General features: G+C 69.8%; 15 protein-coding genes. 8 read left to right on the plus strand and 7 right to left on the minus strand.

The window, feature by feature from the left end; all coding sequences use genetic code 11:
• Positions 1-27: 27 nt before the first annotated feature.
• Complete coding sequence (locus tag IEX50_RS12870; protein ID WP_229673988.1) at positions 28-4,209, minus strand: translocation/assembly module TamB domain-containing protein; 4,182 nt, start codon at positions 4,207-4,209, stop codon at positions 28-30.
• The gene (locus IEX50_RS12875; RefSeq protein WP_157176376.1) at positions 4,206-6,221 is read right to left on the minus strand and encodes an autotransporter assembly complex protein TamA; all 2,016 of its coding nucleotides are present in this window, start codon (positions 6,219-6,221) and stop codon (positions 4,206-4,208) included. The genes IEX50_RS12870 and IEX50_RS12875 overlap by 4 nt, the downstream gene beginning before the upstream one ends.
• A gap of 148 nt (positions 6,222-6,369) precedes the next feature.
• Here IEX50_RS12875 and IEX50_RS12880 point away from each other — a divergent pair, with 148 nt between their 5' ends.
• Positions 6,370-6,552 (plus strand): hypothetical protein, encoded by a 183-nt coding sequence (locus IEX50_RS12880; RefSeq protein ID WP_188699486.1) that lies wholly within the window; start codon positions 6,370-6,372, stop codon positions 6,550-6,552.
• Positions 6,553-6,599: 47 nt separating this feature from the next.
• Here the strand turns inward: IEX50_RS12880 and IEX50_RS12885 are convergent, their stop codons facing one another.
• Complete coding sequence (locus IEX50_RS12885; protein ID WP_229673991.1) at positions 6,600-7,253, minus strand: S24 family peptidase; 654 nt, start codon at positions 7,251-7,253, stop codon at positions 6,600-6,602.
• A 94-nt stretch (positions 7,254-7,347) separates the two neighbouring features.
• Between IEX50_RS12885 and IEX50_RS12890 the strand changes: the two genes are divergently transcribed.
• Together IEX50_RS12890 and IEX50_RS12895 are read left to right on the plus strand one after the other, a co-directional pair.
• Positions 7,348-7,530 (plus strand): hypothetical protein, encoded by a 183-nt coding sequence (locus IEX50_RS12890; protein WP_157176375.1) that lies wholly within the window; start codon positions 7,348-7,350, stop codon positions 7,528-7,530.
• A complete protein-coding gene (locus IEX50_RS12895; RefSeq protein ID WP_157176374.1) occupies positions 7,527-7,829 on the plus strand; it encodes a hypothetical protein in 303 nt (100 codons plus the stop codon). Before IEX50_RS12890 ends, IEX50_RS12895 begins: the two co-directional genes overlap by 4 nt.
• Before the next feature lie 13 nt (positions 7,830-7,842).
• On the opposite strand, the gene IEX50_RS12900 is transcribed toward IEX50_RS12895, so the two are convergent.
• A complete protein-coding gene (locus IEX50_RS12900; RefSeq protein WP_157176373.1) occupies positions 7,843-8,604 on the minus strand; it encodes a hypothetical protein in 762 nt (253 codons plus the stop codon).
• Positions 8,605-8,614: 10 nt separating this feature from the next.
• Positions 8,615-9,820 (minus strand): TIGR04063 family PEP-CTERM/XrtA system glycosyltransferase, encoded by a 1,206-nt coding sequence (locus tag IEX50_RS12905; protein WP_157176372.1) that lies wholly within the window; start codon positions 9,818-9,820, stop codon positions 8,615-8,617.
• 209 nt (positions 9,821-10,029) lie between these two features.
• Here IEX50_RS12905 and IEX50_RS12910 point away from each other — a divergent pair, with 209 nt between their 5' ends.
• Complete coding sequence (locus tag IEX50_RS12910; RefSeq protein ID WP_157176371.1) at positions 10,030-11,391, plus strand: putative O-glycosylation ligase, exosortase A system-associated; 1,362 nt, start codon at positions 10,030-10,032, stop codon at positions 11,389-11,391.
• A 79-nt stretch (positions 11,392-11,470) separates the two neighbouring features.
• On the opposite strand, the gene IEX50_RS12915 is transcribed toward IEX50_RS12910, so the two are convergent.
• Positions 11,471-12,028, minus strand: coding sequence for a type 1 glutamine amidotransferase domain-containing protein (locus tag IEX50_RS12915; RefSeq protein ID WP_157176523.1), 558 nt, complete (start codon positions 12,026-12,028; stop codon positions 11,471-11,473).
• 157 nt (positions 12,029-12,185) lie between these two features.
• Between IEX50_RS12915 and IEX50_RS12920 the strand changes: the two genes are divergently transcribed.
• On the plus strand, positions 12,186-13,187 hold the full coding sequence (locus tag IEX50_RS12920) for a DNA topoisomerase IB (protein ID WP_157176370.1): 1,002 nt from the start codon (positions 12,186-12,188) through the stop codon (positions 13,185-13,187).
• On the plus strand, positions 13,184-14,326 hold the full coding sequence (locus IEX50_RS12925; RefSeq protein ID WP_229673993.1) for a mechanosensitive ion channel family protein: 1,143 nt from the start codon (positions 13,184-13,186) through the stop codon (positions 14,324-14,326). Before IEX50_RS12920 ends, IEX50_RS12925 begins: the two co-directional genes overlap by 4 nt.
• 35 nt (positions 14,327-14,361) lie before the next feature.
• On the opposite strand, the gene putA is transcribed toward IEX50_RS12925, so the two are convergent.
• Positions 14,362-17,361, minus strand: coding sequence for a bifunctional proline dehydrogenase/L-glutamate gamma-semialdehyde dehydrogenase PutA (gene putA / locus IEX50_RS12930; RefSeq protein WP_157176369.1), 3,000 nt, complete (start codon positions 17,359-17,361; stop codon positions 14,362-14,364).
• A 129-nt stretch (positions 17,362-17,490) separates the two neighbouring features.
• Between putA and IEX50_RS12935 the strand changes: the two genes are divergently transcribed.
• Together IEX50_RS12935 and IEX50_RS12940 are read left to right on the plus strand one after the other, a co-directional pair.
• Positions 17,491-17,943: a MaoC family dehydratase gene (locus tag IEX50_RS12935; RefSeq protein ID WP_157176368.1), complete on the plus strand. Its 453-nt coding sequence runs from the start codon at positions 17,491-17,493 to the stop codon at positions 17,941-17,943.
• Positions 17,944-18,028: 85 nt separating this feature from the next.
• A complete protein-coding gene (locus IEX50_RS12940) occupies positions 18,029-19,204 on the plus strand; it encodes an acetyl-CoA C-acyltransferase (RefSeq protein WP_157176367.1) in 1,176 nt (391 codons plus the stop codon).
• Positions 19,205-19,368 lie beyond the last annotated feature (164 nt).

The following is a 19,368-nucleotide window of genomic DNA, read 5'->3' on the forward strand; positions in this document are numbered from 1 at the left end:
AGGATGGAGGGGCAGCGCCCGACCCCCTCAATAATCCTTAGAAACCCGCACATTGGCACTCTGCCGCCCCACCGTAGAAATCGTCGACAGCAGCGAAAGCCACCGCGTGATCCGATACTCCAGCCGCGTCGCGCTATACCCCTGCCCGTCCGAGATGACCTCCAAATAGGTCCGCCGCCCGATATATTTCCCTGCGGCAACCGACGTCCCCTGCCCCGTCGCCACATCGGCCGGCAGGATGCGCAGCCGGTCCAACCCCGCCGCCCGGCGGATCGCGTTGATCGGGTTCAGGTTCATGCCCCCCCCGCCATCTGCGCGCAGCGACGCCACCGCCGCCGCCAGCTGCAACGCCTCGGGCGCGGACAGCGTCGTGATCGACGACCCAAACAGCAGCCGCGACAGCAGCTCGTCCTCCGGCAACGCCGGCACGCTCGAAAAATCGACCTGCGGACGGAGCCCGGTGCCCGACACGCGGATGCTCGCGCTCAGCCCCTGGATGTTCGCGTTCGCCACGATGTCGAGCACCGGATCGACCGGCGTCTCACCCTGGAACCGGATCGACCCGCGATCGATGTCGAACCGCCGCCCCGCAAATTCGTAATTGCCGCGCAGCAGGTCCGCCCGCCCGGTGATCTGCGGGCTGTCCACCGTCCCGGCGATGCCCAGCTGCGCCCGCCATTCGCTGTCCAGCCCCAGCCCGCTCACGATCATCCGCGTCCGCGCGTCGGCCTTCAGGTCCAGCTTCCACGGCGCGGTCGCCGCGGGCAGGTCGGACACATCGTCCGGCCGGTTGATCTCCCGCACGTTCAGCCGCGGGATCGACGCCGCCGCGGCGCGGCCCAGCCGGTACCGCGACTGGTCCAGCTTCACCGTCCCCGAAATCGTGCCGCCCACCCCGTCGGACTGGATGCGCAGCGGCCCCGTCACCGTCGCGCCGATATCGTCGCGCGCCAGCAGCACCGCCTTGTTCGCATCCAGCGCGATATCCATCCCGAACCCGCGCGCCGCCGCCAAGTCGAACGTCGCCCGCCCGGTCACCGTCCCGCCGCGCGGCGTGGCCCCGCGGAAACTGTCCATCACCAGCCGCGATCCGTCGAACCGCCCGGCCGCGACGATCGCCTGGATCACCGTGCCGGTCACCGCACTCTCCAGCCGCGCGCCGCTCGTCCGGATCGACCCGCGGATCACCGGGCTCGACACCCGCCCGCCGATATCGGCCCCCACCGCCACCGGCCCGGACAGATCGATCGTCTCCACCCCCGTCAGCCGCCACAGCGTATCGGCTGGCCCCGTGTACCGCAGCTGCGCAAAGATCGGCGCGGCGCGCAACCGCTCGGCCAGCGCAGCGCCGCCACCAAGCGGCCCGATCCGCCCCTGCGCCCGGCCGATGATAGCCCCGCCGCTCGCCACCACCGATCGCGCCGCCAGCCCGCGCCCGTCCAGCACCATCGCCAGCCCGACATCGATCGGCCGCGACGACAACACCAGCCCCGACCGCGTCAGCCCGCGGATCCGCAGGTCCGCGCGTCCGGTCGGCACCTGCCCCCCGCCGGGCAGCCGGTACGTCAGCTGCCCGCTCGCCAGCCCGCTGACGCCCAGCTGCGGAAACGCCAGATCGAGCAGCGACATCGGCATCCGTGCCAGCGTCGCATCGACCGTGGCGTCCCCCGCGCCGAACCGTCCGCCGACTGTCGCGGTACCGCCGTCATAGGTTAAAGCGGTCGGCGCCACCCGCCAGCCATCGCCCTCGCGCGTCAGCACCGCCGGCCGGCTCAGCCGGATCGCCTTACGGTCAAGCGTCCCCGATCCGATCAGTTCGATCCGGTCCGGTGCGACCTGCGCCACCGTCTGGAATTCGAACGCCCGCCCGCGCGAACCCGCAACCGACGCACGCACCGTCCCGCGCCCGCCGCGCAGCTGCGCATTGCCCGCGATCCGCGCGATCGACACGTCGCCGCGCCGGGCGCCCGCCGCCGTCGCGGTCGCCTCGACAGACGTCCCCGCCGGATCGAGCAGCAGCACCGCGTCCAGCTTCCCGCGCCGCAGCTCGACCGGCACCGCCATCGCCAGCCGCGCCGTGACGAAGCCCAGATGCATCTCGATCCGCTGCACATCGCCCACCGGGCTGAACAGCAACCGCCCGTCGATCCCGCCGCCCGCCGTCGTCAGCACGCCTGTAAACCCACCCGGATCGGACCGCAGCGCGCCGCTCGCGGTCGTCCCCGACACGTTCAACGCCGCCACCCGCACCACCGCCGGCGCCCCGCTCGGCAGGTCGATCCGCCCACGACCCGCAAACGGCCCCAGCGTCGACCCACCCGCCGCCTGCCACTGATACCCGCCCGCATCCGGCAACAACGTCGCCCGCACCGCCGCCAACCCCAGCGGATCCGCCGGCGCCGCCAGCAGCAACTCCACCCGCGGCCGAGAGATATCGCCGTCCAGCCCGATATCGAACGCCCCGTAGCGCGCCTGCCGCCCGCTGCCGGCAAACTGGAACGTCCCGTCCCGCCGCCGCATCCCCGTCCCGCGGATCGTGATCGTCGGCGCGGTCAGCACCAGGTCGCTGAACCGCAGCACCCCGTCCCGGTCGCGCACCAGCCGCGTGTCGATCCGCGGCAACCCGCCGGCCAGCCCGGCCAGGAACGCATTGTCGAGCCGCAGCACGCGCCCCTGCCCGCGCCCCTCGACCCGCGTCCCGCGCCCGCTCGGGTCCGGCACCACGCTCAGGTCGCTCGTCACCTCGACGATCCCGAGGCCGGGGATCAGGTACCGCCGCAGCTGCCCCGATATCGTCACGTCGTAACGCCCGGTAACCAGGTCGACGCGCAGCGCCAGCTTGCCCTTCAGCTTGTCCGAATCGAATGCCAGCCCGGTGCCGGTCAGCGTCCGCGCCGTCGCCTGCAGCTGTCCCGCGACCGACAGGTTCGCCAGGATCCCGCCCGCCACATCGCCCACCCCGATCACGCGCCGCGCGGTCAGCCGGATCGGCACCACCACCGGCCCATTCGGCGACAGCCGCCCGCGCCCCGCCGCACGCACATCCTCGAACCCGGTCGCATCGAACGCCAGCCGCGGCGCGGTCGCCATATAATCGAACGCCGCGGTCTTGAACGGCCCGTCCAGCGTCAGTTTCAGGCTGATTTTCTGCCCCGTCATGTTCGGGAACAGTGCGGCCGGCTGCAACAGGTCGGCGCGCACCGCCATCGCCCCGAACCGACTGCGCGCCAAGTCGACCGCGCCCTTCGCATCCAGCATCAGTGCCCGGCTGCGCAGCTTGATCTCACCCGCCAGCCGCCGGTCGACCAGCGTCCCCGACCCGCGCACCGTCACCGACGGCGACGACAACCGCTGCAGCTTTCCCGACAGGAACGGCGCGGGCGCCACCCGACCGTCCAGCGCATAACGCCCCGCCGTCGCGCGCAACGCCAGCTGGCCGATCGATCGCCCGGACAATGTCGCCTGCGCCCGCCCGCGCCAGTCGGTCCAGCGCCCGTCCCCGTCGATGCGCAGCGTCACCGGCCGCGGCGTGCCGAGCCAGCGCCCCGCCACCGACCCGGCCGGCGCATCCAGCGCGACATCGACATCGAACCGGTCGCTGTCCGGCCGCGCATCCAGCCTTACGCGCAAGCTATCGCCACCGGCCTTGCCCGCCCGCGTCACCGCGGCGTCGAGCATCACCATCGCCCGCCCGTCGCGAATATCGGCAGATCCCGTCATCCGCCCGGCGCGCACCCGTCCGCCGGTGATCCCCGCGCCCAGTTCCAACCGCGTTATCGCCAGCCGCCCGACGCGCAGGTCGAACGACGGCAGCACCGCCGGCTCCGCACTCGGCCGCAGCACGGGCAACCGGTCGAGCGTCACCAGCGGCGCGGACAGGATGTTAACGTCCAGCACGTTGCGCATCCACGCCGCCGGGTTCCAGTCGAGCCGCACCTCCGGCGCCTCCAGAAACTGCCCCTTCAGATCGTAGAGCCGCAGGTCGCGGATCGTCGCGCGGTTCCAGATCGATCCATCGATCCGCCCGATCCGCACGCGCAGCCCGGACTTGATCGGCAACGCCGCGATCCGGTCGGTCAGGAACCGGTGCCCCGGCCCGGTATCGATCGCCCACACAGTCACCAGCGCCAGTGCGGCGAGCGCCAGCAACAGCCCGCCCAACCAGCGCAACGGCCGGAACCGCGGCTTGCGCGCGACCTCGTCGCTCAAAACGCCTGCCCCAGCGAGACATAGACCGCGACCCGCGCATCGCCGCGCCGGCGATTGAGCGGCGTGCCGACATCGACCCGGATCGGCCCGAAATTCGTATAGTAACGCGCGCCGATCCCGGTCCCGAAGCGCAGCGCCGTGAAGCGCGGCAGCGGCGACGTATAGAGGTTGCCCGCGTCGAGGAACGGCACGATCCCGAAATCGCCGACCCGCACCCGCGCCTCGATTGAAAACTCGGTCAGGCTCCGCCCACCGATCGGATCGCCGTCGATATCGACCGGGCCGACTGCCTGATAACCATAGCCGCGGATCGACGCGCCGCCGCCCGCATAGAAACGCCGCGACGGCGCGATACTGTCGCGTTCCGCCCCCACGATCGTGCCCAGCCGGGTCCGCCCGGCGATCGTCACCGCCTTGGTGACCGGCAGATACGCGCTGCCGTCCATCTGCGTCCGGGCATAGCTGAACGTCCCCGACTGCAACGACAGTTCGGGCGACAGCCGCCCCGACAGCCGGAACCCGCGCGTCGGGTTCAGCAGGTCGTCCGACCCATCATAGCCGAGCGTTCCCGGCAGGGCCGCGATAAGGAACGTCCGGCGTCGCGCCTGGCCGGTCGCCACGATCGTGTCGCGCTCGTCCGACGCGAGCAGTTCCGCACCCACGCTCCAGGTCCAGGTCTTCTGCCAGATGATGTTGCTCTGCCGCTCCAGCCCGCCGGACAGCTGGAAGGTCCGCGCGTCATACGCGTTGCGGTTGATGTTCGCCGCGGTCACATTCGCGGTCAGCACGCGGTCGCGCGCCTTGAAGTTGTTGCGGCGCAGCGACACGCCCGCCTGCTGCTCGCGCGTTCCCAGCACGCCGCGCACCGTCACCGCCCCCTCGGGCGCGATCAGGTTGCGGTGCGTCCAGCTGACCTCGGTCGAAATGCCCTCGCCCGTGCCGTAGCCCGCTGTCCCGGCGATCGTCCGCGGCGGCGCCGGCTCCAGCGTGGTGGCGATATCGACCGTCCCGACATCCGCGCCCGCGACCGGCACGGCCTTCAGTGTGGACACCAGCCCGGTCTGGATCAGCGCGCGGCGATAATCCTCCAGCAGCGCCGCGTCATAGGGCTGCCCCGGCCTGAACCGTGCGATCCGGCCGAGATGCTTCGCACTGAACAGCGGCGATCCCTCGACCCGGATCATGCCGAACCGCTGCGCGACACCAGGGTTCACCGCGATCGCCAGCGTCGCGGTGCGCGTGTCGTGATTGATCACGACCTCCGGCTCCGCCACCGTCCCGAACGCGAACCCCTGCCGCCCCAGCGCGGTCTTCAACGCATCGCCCGCCGCCAGCACCTTCTCCGCATCGACCGGCTGGTTCTTGGTCACGCCGTACGCATCGGCCAGCGCAGGCGCCTTGCCCGCCGCCGCCGACAGCCCCGGCAGCGTGACATCCGCAAACCGGTACAGCGCCCCCGGGTCGGCGGTCAGCGTCACGACCACGCGGCGCGTCGCCGGGTCGGCCTCCACCCGCGCATCGACTTCGGCGTCGTAATATCCGTAGGAGCGCAGCAGTTCGGCCAGCACGCCCTCGTCCTCGCGCGCACGCCGCTCAATCTGCGCGACGTTGGCCGGCGATCCCGATCCCTGGACCAGCGCGGACGCGATATCGAACCGCGGCCGCAACCGCGCATCGCCGACCCCGTTCAGCCCGTCCAGCACGATCCGGTAGCGCTGCTCCGCCGCCGCATCGACGACACCCGCCCCGCGCCCCGTCGTCGCGGCCGCCCCGGCTTCGGCCGGGTCCGACACCGCGAGATCGGGCCATGCGACCCCCAGGTCCGCCATCGGCGCCAAGGGCGAATTGGGATCGAGCAGCTCGACGGGCGCGGGCGCAACCGGCTCCGGAACGCCCGTCGACGCGGGTTTCTGAGCGGGTGACGGCGCTTGCGCGGCCAGCGCCGCCGGTTGTGCCAGCAGGGCGGCCATCGCGAAACAGGCGTGCTTGCGCCGCGGGCTGACGGGAACCATGATGCCCCCTGCCTAGCGACGCAAACCGCGCCCCGCCAGCGGCTTCTACGCCCACCCGGTTCGACCCGGCGCGCCAAGCCCCCCGGCCACCGCGACCCCTTCCCGAACACCGCATGACTGGCGCCGCCCGGCACATGCTGGCATGAACATGGCCATGACACCCCCAGCCAGCCCACCCCGCTCCGGCGGCGGCGTCTTCCTCGCGCTCGGTGCGATCGTCGGCGCGGTGGCCGGCATGGCGATGGGCCAGACGACCGCCGGCCTGCTGATCGGCTTCGGCGCCGGACTATCGATTGCGCTAATCCAGTGGCTGATCCAGCGCCGCGGCTGACCGACGCCCAAACCCGTCCATCCCGAGCGCAGCCGAGACGGCCAACCTTACCCCAAGCGCCGCCCCACCCACACGACCCGCCCGACGACCGTGACATCCGCCAACGCCCGCTCACCCGGATCGACCGCCGCCGGGTTATCGCTGGTCAGCACAACCCGCCCCGCATCGCCCGTCACCGCGATCCGCTTCACGACCAGCGCGTCGTCGAGTCGCACCACATGGATCCCGTCGCGCAGCGGCCGGTCCGCCGCACCACGATCCACCATGATCCGGTCGCCGTCCGCCAGCGTCGGCGCCATCGAATCGCCCACCACCCGGATCATCGACAGTGCCGCCGGATCGCCCCCGGCCAGCGCACGCAGCGTCCGTTCGTCAAACGCGATCCCGCCCGCCGCGGCCTCGTCGCCCGCCACCGCGCCCGGCCCGGCCGAGGCACCCACGTTCAGTATCGGCACCTGACGCAACGCAGCCGGCGCCACCCGCTCCGGCACGGGCGGCCCACCGAACGCCGCCTGCGACACGCCGAAATAGCGCGCCAGCGTCGCGCGGTCCGCCTCGTCCAGCTTCCGCGGGCTCCCGCGCCGCACGAATTGCTGCACATAAGCCGGGTTACGCCCCAGCAACCGCGACAGCCCGGCAAAGTCCTCGCCGCGCTCGCGACACAGCCGTTCGATCGCGGCGCGGGGGTCTTCGTTATCCACGGATTCTCCTACCGCTAGGATTTTTCCTAGACAAGTAGGAATTGATTGAGAACAAAGCGCGAACATAATCACCGGGACGCTAGGAGCGAGCACCGTGCATCTGTTGTCGACGATCGAACGCCATCTCCGCCGCACCGGCCTGCCCCCGACGCGATTCGGGCGGGAGGCGGTCGGCGATCCGCGCTTCGTGACGGACCTGCGCCGCGGTCGCGAACCGCGCCCGCGCACCATCGCGCGCGTCGTCGCCTATCTCGCCGCTCAGGACGCCGGCCGATGATGATGGCCCCCCTACGCGGTCCCGAGCCCGGCCGTTTGCTCGTCGCCGCCCTGCTCGCACGGCTTCCCACCGGCACGGCACTGCTGGAACAGGATCGCACCCCCTGGGCCAGCGCGACGTTCGTCGGCACGCGCCACCGCCTGCTGTTCAGCTGTCCCGACCGCCCCGCGGCGGACGCGTTCGCCGCGACCGTCGCGGAGGACGACTTCGCGTTGCGCGGTCACCTGCTCGCCGGCATCACCGCCGATGCGGACGCCGACACACTGCTGGTGGAGGCGCTGACCCTGATCGAGGCCTGACGACGCGCGGCGCTCAGCGCCCCGCCGTCATCCGCCGCAGTTCGTCCAACGCATCGCGCAACCCGCCATCGGCCGCCGCCTGCCGCGCCATCGCACCGCCGCCGCGCCGTTCCAGCCCACGCTCAAGCCGTGCCATCAACGCCGCGATCGTTTCCTTCTCCGGCACCAGGTCGTGCTGCGGATCGATCACCGCACCGTCGTCGACCACATCCGGCGCGATGCTCGCATAACTCTCGTCCAGCAACAGCGTGTCGGGGTCGTCCACGACCTCCTCCGCCACGGGCGCGACGGGCGCGACGAACAACGGCGGCCGCCCGAACGGCAGCGGCTCCGGATCGATGTCGTCCATCGGCGTGCCCAGGTCGGATGCCGCGAACAGCGGCCGTCGCGCGGGCGCATCGGGATGCGCATCGGCCCGACGCAGCTGCGGCGCGGGCGCAGGCGCCTCCGCCTCTTCCGGCGCGAACAGGTCGATCTGCAGCTCCGCCTCCACCGGCTGCCGCGGATTCTCCAGCCGGTGGAACACCCACCACACCGCCCCGCCGGCGATCAGCGCCACTGCCAGCATCAGCACCGCGCGCGGCGCCGTCCCGAACGACCCGACCCGCGCGATCAGCGGCGCGACCCCGGTCATCCCCACCGCGCGCACCATGACCGCGGCCGGCACCGCGAACGCCAGGAACGCCGCTGCCGCAGCGGTCAGCAGCGCCATCGGCACCGCCAGCGGGGTCCGTTCGATCGCATCGATCATGCGACGCGCATTCGGCCTGGTCATTCGCCTGTCCTCATATCCGTCCGCGACTCGCCAACCTTTGGTAAACGGGATCATAGCGTGATATATTTTCCGACCAGTTACGATCCCGTTCAACAAATGCCCGCGCCGTCGCGCGCCGCGCGTCCCATCCGCTGCGATCGGCCAGCAACGCGGACAGCGCCGCCGCCAGCGCGGCCGGATCGTCGGGCGGGAACAGCGTCCCCGTCACCCCGTCCTCGATCAGCTCGCGGTGCCCGCCGACGTCCGACGCCGCCACCAGCCGGCCCTGCGCCATCGCCTCCAGCGGTTTCAGCGGCGTCACCAGATCAGTCAGCCGCATCCGCTTGCGCGGATAGGCCAGGATGTCGATCAACCCGTAATAGGCCTCCACCCGGTCATGCGGCACGCGCCCGACGAAGCGGATGCGGTCCGCCACCGGCGATGCCGTCGCCTGCGCCCGCAACGCCGCCTCCATCGGCCCGCCGCCGACCATCAGCAGCATCGCCGCTGGCCGCGCCGCGACCAGCGCCGGCATCGCCGCGATCAGGTCGTCCAGCCCCTCATAATCATAGAACGACCCAACGAAGCCAATCACCTCGGCCCCATCGAGCCCCAGTTCCGCGGCAAGCCCCCGGTCCGGCGGCGGCGGCGATCCGAACAGGCCCAGGTCCACCCCGTTGGGCGACACCATGATTTTGTCCGCCGCGATGCCGCGCGCCACCAGATCGCTGCGCAATCCTTCGCAAATCACCGCCACCGCGTCAGCCTGGGCGACAGCGCGCGTCTCCAGCCAGCGGATCGCCCGATATTTCAGCGACCCCTCGGTGCCCGCCCCGTTGCCGACCGCCGCATCCTCCCAGAATGCGCGGATCTCGTACAGCAACGGCAATCCCCGCCGTCGCGCCACCCGCCCGGCGGCCATCGCCGTCATCACCGGCGAATGGGCATGCAGAATATCGGGCTTCCACGTCGTCGCCAGCGCATCGACCTTGCGTTCCAGCGCCGCGATATCGCGCCATTCCGCGATCGGCGACGGCGCGCGCGATCCGCTGCCCGCGCGGTGGAAACGCAGCCCGTCGACCACCTCCTCCGCCGGCCCGGCCGCCACGTGGCGCGACCCGGTCACCGCCATCACGTCCCACCCGCGCGCGACCTGCGCCTTCAGGATCGCGCGGGTCCGGAACGTGTAGCCGCTGTGCATCGGCAGGCTATGATCGAGGATATGGAGAATACGCATGGCCAACTCTGTGCCATGACGGCGCTTAACGACGTGTCAACCGCTGGACGATATCGTCGATCCGACCACGCAGCCGATCCGGAAAGGGGAACAGGCCATGATCGACCTGTTCTCGCTCGCGCTCAGCCACGGGCTGCTGCTGTTCGCGGCATGGCGGCTCGTGCGGCGGCCGGATCTGGACCGCGAGCCCGAACGCCCGGGTACGCCAGATGCGTGACCTTGGCCTTATCGGCTTCCTGACCGCGCTCATCCTGTTCGGGTTTCGGCGCCCGTTCCTGTTCGTGCTCGCCTATGCCTATGTCGACATCGTCTCGCCGCAGCGGCTGGCTTATTATCTGCTGAATTCCGTGCCCGTCTCGCTCATCTGCGTGGCGCTCGCGGTGCTCGGCTGGGCGGTGGCGGACGACAAGAGCGGCGCGCGGTTCGGCATCCGACAATCGCTGATGCTCACGCTCCTGCTCTACTGTTTCTGGACGACACTGACCGCCGATTTCCCGGTGGAGGCGCTCACCAAATGGGGCTGGGTGTGGAAGGCGATGGCCTTCGCGATCTTCCTGCCGCTCACGTTGCGCACCCGGTTGCGGATCGAATCGATGGCGCTGTTCCTCGTGCTGTCCGCCTCGTCGATCATCGTGGTGGGCGGGATCAAGACGGTCGTGTCCGGCGGCGGCTACGGCGTGCTGAACCTCATGATCGACAACAATAGCGGCCTGTACGAAAGCAGCACGATCTCCGCCGTCGCGGTCGCGATCATCCCGCTCATCCTCTGGCTGGCGCGCTACGGCACGATCTACCCGCGCGGCAAACTGGTCACCGCCTATGCCGCGGCACTCATCTTCGCCTGCCTGTTAATCCCGGTCGGAACGCAGGCCCGCACCGGCATCATCTGCATCGCGGCGCTCGCGGTCCTGATGCTCCGCTCGGTCCAGCGCCGCGTGCTGTACGTCGCCGGGATCGCCGTCGCGCTCAGCATCGCCGTGCCGTTCCTGCCCGAAAGCTACACGCAGCGGATGGACACGATCCAGGGGTACAAGGCGGACAACAGCGCCTCCACCCGCATCGCGGTCTGGAAATGGACGCTCGGCTATGTCGGCCAGCATCCGTTCGGCGGCGGGTTCGAGGCCTACCGCCAGAACCGCCTGGTGATCGACGAGGTCAAGACGACCGCCACCGCCGACGGCACGAGCACGTCCACCACCCAGGCGTTCGACGCCGGCCGCGCCTATCACAGCAGCTATTTCGAAATGCTGGGGGAACAGGGCTATCCCGGCCTAATCCTGTGGCTCACGCTCCACGCGCTCGGCCTGATCCGGATGGAGGTCCTGCGCCGCAAATATGCCCGCGCGCCGGACGAGGACGGCTGGATCGCCCCGCTCGCCACCGCGCTCCAGCACGCGCACCTGATCTACCTGATCGGCGCGCTGTTCGTCGGCATCGCGTTCCAGCCGTTCATCTACATGCTCGTCGGGCTGGAGATTGGCTTCGACGCCTTCCTGCGCCGCACCCGTTCGCCGGCGAAGGTCGGGTTCGCAAGGCCGGCCCCGAAGGTCCGTAAACCGCAACCGGTCTGACCAACGGCCGCCACCTTACCCCAAACGCCGTTCGGTTCGAGCCTGTCGAGAACGCCGAGTTCCCGACAGGCTCCGCCCGTCAGGCCTCGTCGGCGTCGTCCATGCCTTCGATCATCGCGATCAGCGCGTCGGTGAACGCCGGCACGTCGTCCGGCTTGCGGCTGGTGATCAGGTTGTCGTCGACCACGACTTCCTCGTCCACCGTCGTCGCGCCGGCATTCTCCAGGTCGGTGCGCAGCGACGGCCAGCTCGTCACCGTCCGGTCCTCGACGATGTCCGCCTCGACCAGCAACCACGGCCCGTGGCAGATCGCGGCGATTGGCTTGCCCGCATCGTCGAATGCCTGCACGATCTCGACGGCCACATCGATCGTGCGCAACGTGTCCGGATTGGCGACGCCGCCCGGAATGATCAGCGCGTCGTAATCGTCGGTCTCGACCGCATCCAGCGTCATGTCCGGCGTGATCGTGTCGCCCTTCTCGTCCTTCTCCATGCCCTGGATCGGGTCCATTGCGGGCGATGCGAGCACGACGGTCGCCCCCGCAGCGATCAGGCGGTCGCGCGGCCCGAACAGTTCGGCCTGCTCGAACCCGTCCGTGGCGATGATCAGGATCTTGGCGTCGGTGATAGCTGGCATGGGGATATCCTCGAATGTCTTGGGGGATGTCTTGGGGGTCTGGGCCTGAACGGGTGCCGCCGCCGCCTGTTCCGGCGCGAAGCCGCCCGATGCGCCAGCCGGAACGATCGCGGGGGGCATGCCGTTATCCCCCCATGACCGGACCGAACCGCCACCTATGTTAAGCTATGTCGACGATGCCCTGCCCGGCATCACCCGCCGCAAATTGCGCGGCCACTGGGCCTATTTCGACCCGCACGGCGAACGGGTCCGCGACCGCGTGGAGATCGACCGGCTCAACGCCACCGCGATGCCGCCGGCCTATGTTGACTGCTGGTTCTGCCCCAGCCCGGACGGCCATATCCAGGCGGTCGGCTGGGACGACAAGGGCCGCAAGCAGTACCGCTACCACGCCGATTTCCGCGCGACGCAGGAAGCCGCGAAATACGACGCCTGTGCCGATTTCGGCCGCGCGCTGCCTTTGCTTCGTGCGCGTGTGGAGGAGGACCTCACCCACCGCGCGCTCGACAAGGACGCCGTCGTCGCCGCGATCGTCCGGCTGCTCGATCTCGGCCGCGTCCGGGTCGGCAACGAGACTTACGCGAAATCGAACAACAGTTTCGGCGCCACCACGCTGCGCGCCGACCATGCCAAGGTCCGCGGCTCCAAGCTGAAACTCGAATATGTCGGCAAGTCCGGCAAGCTCCAGCGCCTGACGATCGAGGACCAGCGCCTCTCGCGGATCGCGCGCCGCTGCCAGGACCTGCCCGGCCAGCATCTGTTCCAATATCAATGCCCCGACGGCAGCGCGCATCCGGTTGGGTCGGCGGACATCAACGCGTATATCAAGGACGCCACCGGCGGCAGCTTCACCGCGAAAAGCTTCCGTACCTGGGGTGCCAGCGTCATCGCCTACCGCACGCTGGTCGAGGCGGGCGACACCGCGATCACGCTGAAACAGCTGCTGCAGCCCGTCGCCGACGCGCTGGGCAACACGCCCGCCATCGCGCGCAAATCCTATGTCCACCCCGCGCTGATCGAACTGGCGCGCAGCGGCGTTCCGGTCGGCCGCGTCCGGCTCCCGCGCGCCACGCGCTATGCGACGCCCACCGAACGCGGGCTGATCGCGTTCCTCGACACGCTGGGTGCGGAACATTGCAGTAAGGCCGCCTGCGCATGACGATTGCCAACACCGCCGCCGTCGCGGTCCGACCCACTGCCGCCGTCCATGACTTCGCAGCCGACATGAACCGCTTGACGCGGGAGATTACGACCTGGCTCGCCGGCAACTGGCTCCAGGTCGCGATCGCACTCGCGATCGGCGCGGCGATCGTGCTCGCGCTGCTCGGCCTCCGCTCGCTCGGCGGTCGGCTCTGCCGCGGGCATGACGAGAGCGTCCAGTGGCGGACCATCGTCGGCCGCGCGATCACCCGCACCCGCATGTGGTTCATGGTGGCGCTCGCCGCCCGACTGGTCGAGGGCGGCGCCAACACACCGGCCGGCGTCACCGCGGTCATCACCGCCGTCTTCACGATCGCCGCCGCACTCCAGGCAGCCCTCTGGGCGCGCGAGATCATTCTCGGCTTCGTCGAACATCGCGCGGCGGGTGACACCGAGAAAGGCGCGATCGGCTCCGCGCTCGGTATCATCCGGCTGCTCGTCACCTTCGCCCTGTTCGCGATCGCCGGCGTGCTCATCCTCGACAATCTCGGCGTCAACGTCACCGGGCTGATCGCCGGCCTCGGCATCGGCGGCATCGCGATCGGCTTGGCCGCGCAGGGCATTTTCGCCGATCTGTTCGCCGCACTCGCGATCATCTTCGACAAGCCGTTCCGCCGCGGCGACGCGGTCAGCTGGGACAGCACGTCCGGCTCGGTCGAACGGATCGGCCTCAAATCCACGCGCATCCGGTCAATCACCGGCGAACAGATCATCGTGTCGAACAAGAACCTGCTCGACAAGGAACTGCGCAACCTCGCCCGGCTCGACCGCCGCCGCATGACACTCGCGATCGGCGTCATCTACCAGACCCCGGTCGATGTCTGCCGTGCCATCCCAAACCTGCTCCGCACCGCGACCGAGAGCGTCGACAAATGCGTCGTGGTCCGCACCGGGATGACCGCGTTCGGCGCCTCCAGCCTCGACTATGAACTGCAATTCGATGTCCGGTCGGAGGTGTGGGACGTCGTCTACGCCGCCCGCCACGCGGTCTGCATCGCCATCCTCGACACCTTCACCCGCGAAGGCATCGAATTCGCCTACCCGACCCAACTCAACTTCACCGGCGGCCCCGACGGCCGGGCGGTGTTCCCGACCTGATTACCAACCCCGTCAGTACCAAGTCGAAAACGCGATCAGATCCCGACCTCTTCCAACGACAACAACGTCGCATTCCCCCCAGCCGAAGTCGTATCGGTCGACGTAACCCGCTCCGCCGCAAACCGCGGCAGGTAATGCGGCCCACCCGCCTTCGGGCCGGTCCCGGACAGACCCTCCCCGCCGAACGGTTGCGACCCGACGATCGCGCCGATCATCGATCGGTTGACGTACAGGTTGCCGACCTTGGCCAGCGCCTCCACCGTCTCCGCGCCGCGCGCGATGCGGCTGTGCAGCCCCATCGTCAGCCCGAACCGCCCGGCATTCACGCGCTCCACCGTCTCGGCCAGCGCCCCCGCCTTCCACGTCGCGACATGGATCACCGGCCCGAACCACTCCTCGGTCAGCTGCTCGATCGCATCGATCCGGATGACCGTCGGCGGCACATACAGCCCGTCCGTCGGCACCGGCACGGTATGCACGGTCCGCGCCGCCATCGCCGCCCGCCGCGCCATCAGCCGGTCGTACGACGCTTGATCGATCACCGGGCCGACGTCGGTCGCCGGGTCCGCCGGGTCGCCGATCACCAGCGTGTCCATGGCGCCGGCCAGCATCTCCAGCGTCCGATCGGCGATCTCCTCCTGCAACAACAGCAGCCGCAGCGCGGAACAACGCTGCCCGGCGGACCGGAATGCGGACGCCACCACGTCGGCCACCACCTGTTCGGGTAGCGCCGTCGAATCGACGATCATCGCGTTGATCCCGCCCGTCTCGGCGATCAGCGGCACCAGCGGCCGCGCATCGTCCTCCAGCAGCCCGCGCGCGATCCGCCGCGCCGTGCCCGTCGATCCGGTGAACGCCACGCCCGCCACGCGCACGTCGGCGATCAGCGCGGCACCCTCCTCCGGCCCGCCCGGCAACAGCACCAGCGCATCGGCCGGCACGCCCGCCTCATGCGCCAGCGCGACCGCCCAGCCCGCGATCGCCGGCGTCTGCGGCGCGGGCTTGGCCACCACCGCATTGCCCGCGACCAGCGCTGCGGCCACCTGCCCCAGGAAAATCGCCAGCGGGAAATTCCACGGCGCAATGCACGCCCACACGCCGCGCCCCTCGTGGCGCAGGACATTGCGCTCGCCCGTCGGCCCGGGCAGCTCCTGCGGCGCGAGCACGCCGCGCGCCTGCAACGCATAATAACGACAGAAATCGACCGCCTCGCGCACCTCGCCCAGCGCATCGCCGATCGTCTTGCCCGCCTCCTGCACCGCCACCGCCATCAGGTCGCCACGGTGCTTTTCGAGCAGATCCGCCAGCCGCTCCAGCGTCGCCGCCCGCTGCTCCAGCGGCGTCCGCGACCAGGCCGCAAAGCCCCGCACGGCCCGATCGACCGCCGCCTTCGCGGACGTCTCCGTCCCCCCGCGCCCGGCCGGAACCGCATCGGTGCGGGGCGCTGGTGTCTTGGCAACGACCGCCGCCACCTCCGCCAACACCGTCCGGTCCTGCAGATCCAGCCCCGCACTGTTGCGCCGCACCCCGAACAGATCGATCGGCAACGGGATCGACGGATGCCGCGTCCCGCCCACCGCCCGGATCTTGTCGACCGGATCGGCCAGCAGCTCCGCATCGCTCAGCCCCTCGTCGGCCAGCTGATGCACGAAGCTCGAATTCGCCCCATTCTCCAGCAACCGCCGAACCAGATAGGCGAGCAGATCGCGATGCCCACCCACCGGCGCATAGATCCGCGTCTTGTACCCGCGCTCGCGCACCAGCGTCTCGTACAGCCCCTCACCCATCCCGTGCAGGCGCTGGAACTCGAAATCGCGCGCGTTGCCCGCCCATTCCATTATGCTCGCCACCGTCAGCGCATTGTGGCTGGCGAACGCCGGATAGATGTTGGTCGCGTCCAGCATGTCGCGCGAACACGCCATGTACGACACGTCGGTCGCCGCCTTGCGCGTGAACAGCGGATAGTCGCTCAGCCCCGCCTCCTGCGTCCGCTTCACCTCGCTGTCCCAATACGCGCCCTTCACCAGCCGCACCGCGATGCGTCGGTTGGTCGCCGCACCCAGCTCGTTCGCCCACGCCACCGCCGGCCGCGCGCGCTTGCTGTACGCCTGGATCGCCATGCCGAACCCGTCCCAGCCTTTCAGCTTCGGCAGCCCCGCCACCGCGGAGATGATCGCGAAGCTCATCTCCAGCCGCTCCGACTCCTCGGCATCGACGGTCAGGCCGATGCCCGCATCCGCCGCCTGCACCGCCAGCGCCTCGAGCTTTTCGATCAGCGCGGGCACGCACTTGTCCCACTGCCCGACCTCGTACCGCGGGTGCAGCGCGGACAGTTTGACCGAAATCGAATGGCCCTCCTTCGCCGCGCGCCCGACCTCGGCGATCGCATCCTGGTAGGACCGGAAATAGCGCTCCGCATCCGGATAGGTCCGCGCCGCCTCGCCCAGCATGTCGAAACTGGCGGTGAACCCGCGATTGTCCTTCGTGCGCATCCGCTTAAGCGCCTCGTCGATGGTCCGCCCCATCACGAAGATCTCGCCCATCATCTTCATCGCGGCACCCACCGCCTGCCGCACGAACGGTTCGCCCGCGCGCGACACCAGCCGCTTCAGCGCGCCGCCCTGCCCGGCATCGCTTACCAGCGCACGGCCGATCACCAGCCCCCAGGTCGCCGAATTGACCAGCGACGAATGCGACTTGCCGGTGTGCGCGCGCCAGTCCGCATCGCCCAGCTTGTCGGCGATCAAGCGGTCCGCCGTCTCCGGATCGGGCACGCGCAGGAACGCCTCCGCCAGGCTCAGCAACGCGACGCCCTCGGACGAATTCAGCCGATATTGCTGCAGGAACTGGTTCACCCAGCCCTCGCGCTGCGCGGTGCGCAGGTCGCCGAGCAACCCCATGCTGTGCGCCACCACCCGCTCGCGACTCGACGTGTCGAGCGCCGCGGTCGGCAACAACGTGTCGAGCACGTCCGGCTCCGGCGCACGGTGCAGTGCGCGCAGCGAGGACAGGACGGCGGGGGACGCGGAAAACATGGGCGCGGTGTACCTTGCGACGGATCGATGCAGTTGACGTAAACGTCAAGCTACGCCTAGAGACAGTCAAGCCATAGCCCCAAGGATCGCCGCCCGGAAGATGGCGGCACCGAACAGGAGTGAGACCGAATGCCCACCGTGCAGGATCTGCAAGCCAAGGTCGGGGAGGTCGTCGGCACATCCGACTGGATCCAGATCGACCAGCCCCGCATCCAGGCCTTTGCCGACGCGACCGACGATCACCAGTTCATCCATGTCGATCCCGAACGCGCCAAGATGACCCCGTTCGGCGGCACCATCGCGCACGGCTTCCTGACGCTGTCGATGCTCACCGCGCTGGCCGAACGGCTGCCCGACAGCCGGATCGAGGGCGTGAAGATGGGCATCAACTACGGCTTCGACAAAGTCCGCTTCCTCACCCCGGTCCCCGCCGGCGTCCGCATCCGCGGCACGTTCAAGCTCCTCAGCCTGGAGGAAAAGCGCCCCGGCCAGTGGCAGCAGACCCAGGAAGTCACGGTCGAGATCGAAGACCAGAAGAAGCCCGCGCTGATCGCCGAATGGATCGCGCAGTTCTTCATCTGAGCCGGTTCGACCACCGCTGAACATCAAGCCAACACGCGACCCCGGCCCGCGCCGGGGCACCGCTCGTCCGAACGAGGATCCCACCATGCGTGAAGCCGTCATCGTCGCCACCGCCCGCACCCCCATCGGCCGCGCCTATCGCGGCGCGTTCAACGCCACCCCCTCCCCCACGCTCGCCGCGCACGCCATCCGCGCTGCGGTCGAACGCTCGGGCGTCTCGCCCGACCAGATCCAGGACGTCGTGATCGGCGCTGCGATGCAGCAGGGCGTCCAGGCCACGATCGGCCGCACCGCCGCACTCCGCGCCGGCCTGCCCGTCACCGTCTCCGGCATGTCGGTCGACCGGCAATGCGCCTCCGGGCTGCAGGCGATCGCCATCGCCGCGTCGCAGGTCATCGTCGACCGTGCGGAGATCGTCGTCGCCGGCGGCGTCGAATCGATCTCGATGGTCCAGACCCCCGAAATGCGGCTCGGCCCCGATCACGAGCTGATCGCGATGCACCCCGACGTCTACATGCCGATGCTCCAGACCGCGGAGATCGTCGCCAGCCGCTACGGCATCTCGCGCGCCCGGCAGGACGCCTACGCGCTCCAATCGCAGCAGCGCACCGCCGCCGCACAGGCCGCCGGCCGCCTCGATGCGGAGATTATTCCCGTCACTGCCACGATGAACGTCGTCGACAAGGCGACCAAGCAGGTCTCGCAGAAGGAAGTCACGCTCACCAAGGACGAGGGCAATCGTCCCGAGACCACGATCGAGGGCCTGAACACGCTCGGCCCCGTCATGGGCCCCGACGCCAACATCACCGCCGGCAACGCGTCGCAGCTGTCCGACGGTGCCTCCGCCTGCGTCGTGATGGAACGCGCCGCTGCGGAGAAAGCCGGCAAGGCGCCGCTCGGCCGCTATGTCGGCATGGCCGTCGCCGGCACCAAGCCGGACGAAATGGGCATCGGCCCAGTCTATGCCGTGCCCAAGCTGCTCGAACGCTTCGGCCTCACCGTCGGCGACATCGGCCTGTGGGAACTGAACGAGGCGTTCGCGGTCCAGGTGCTCTACTGCCAGGACGTGCTCGGCATCCCCGACGAACTGCTCAACGTCGACGGCGGCGCGATCTCGATCGGTCACCCCTACGGCATGTCCGGCGCCCGCATGGTCGGCCACGCCCTGATCGAAGGCAAGCGCCGCGGCGCCAAGCACGTCGTCGTCACCATGTGCGTCGGCGGCGGCATGGGCGCAGCGGGGTTGTTCGAAGTCCTGTAACCGCGAACCAAGCGGTGCAGAAAAGCCCCCTCCCTTTTAAGGGAGGGGGTTGGGGGTGGGTGCAACAGCTCCCCAAACGCCCCAGGCGTTCGGCAGAGCGACGTCCAAGCAGCCGCCCAGGCACTCCCCCAGAGACAAACGGGAACCCGACCCCACCCATTGCG

Source organism: Sphingomonas prati (assembly GCF_014643515.1).
GTDB lineage: Bacteria > Pseudomonadota > Alphaproteobacteria > Sphingomonadales > Sphingomonadaceae > Sphingomonas_R > Sphingomonas_R prati.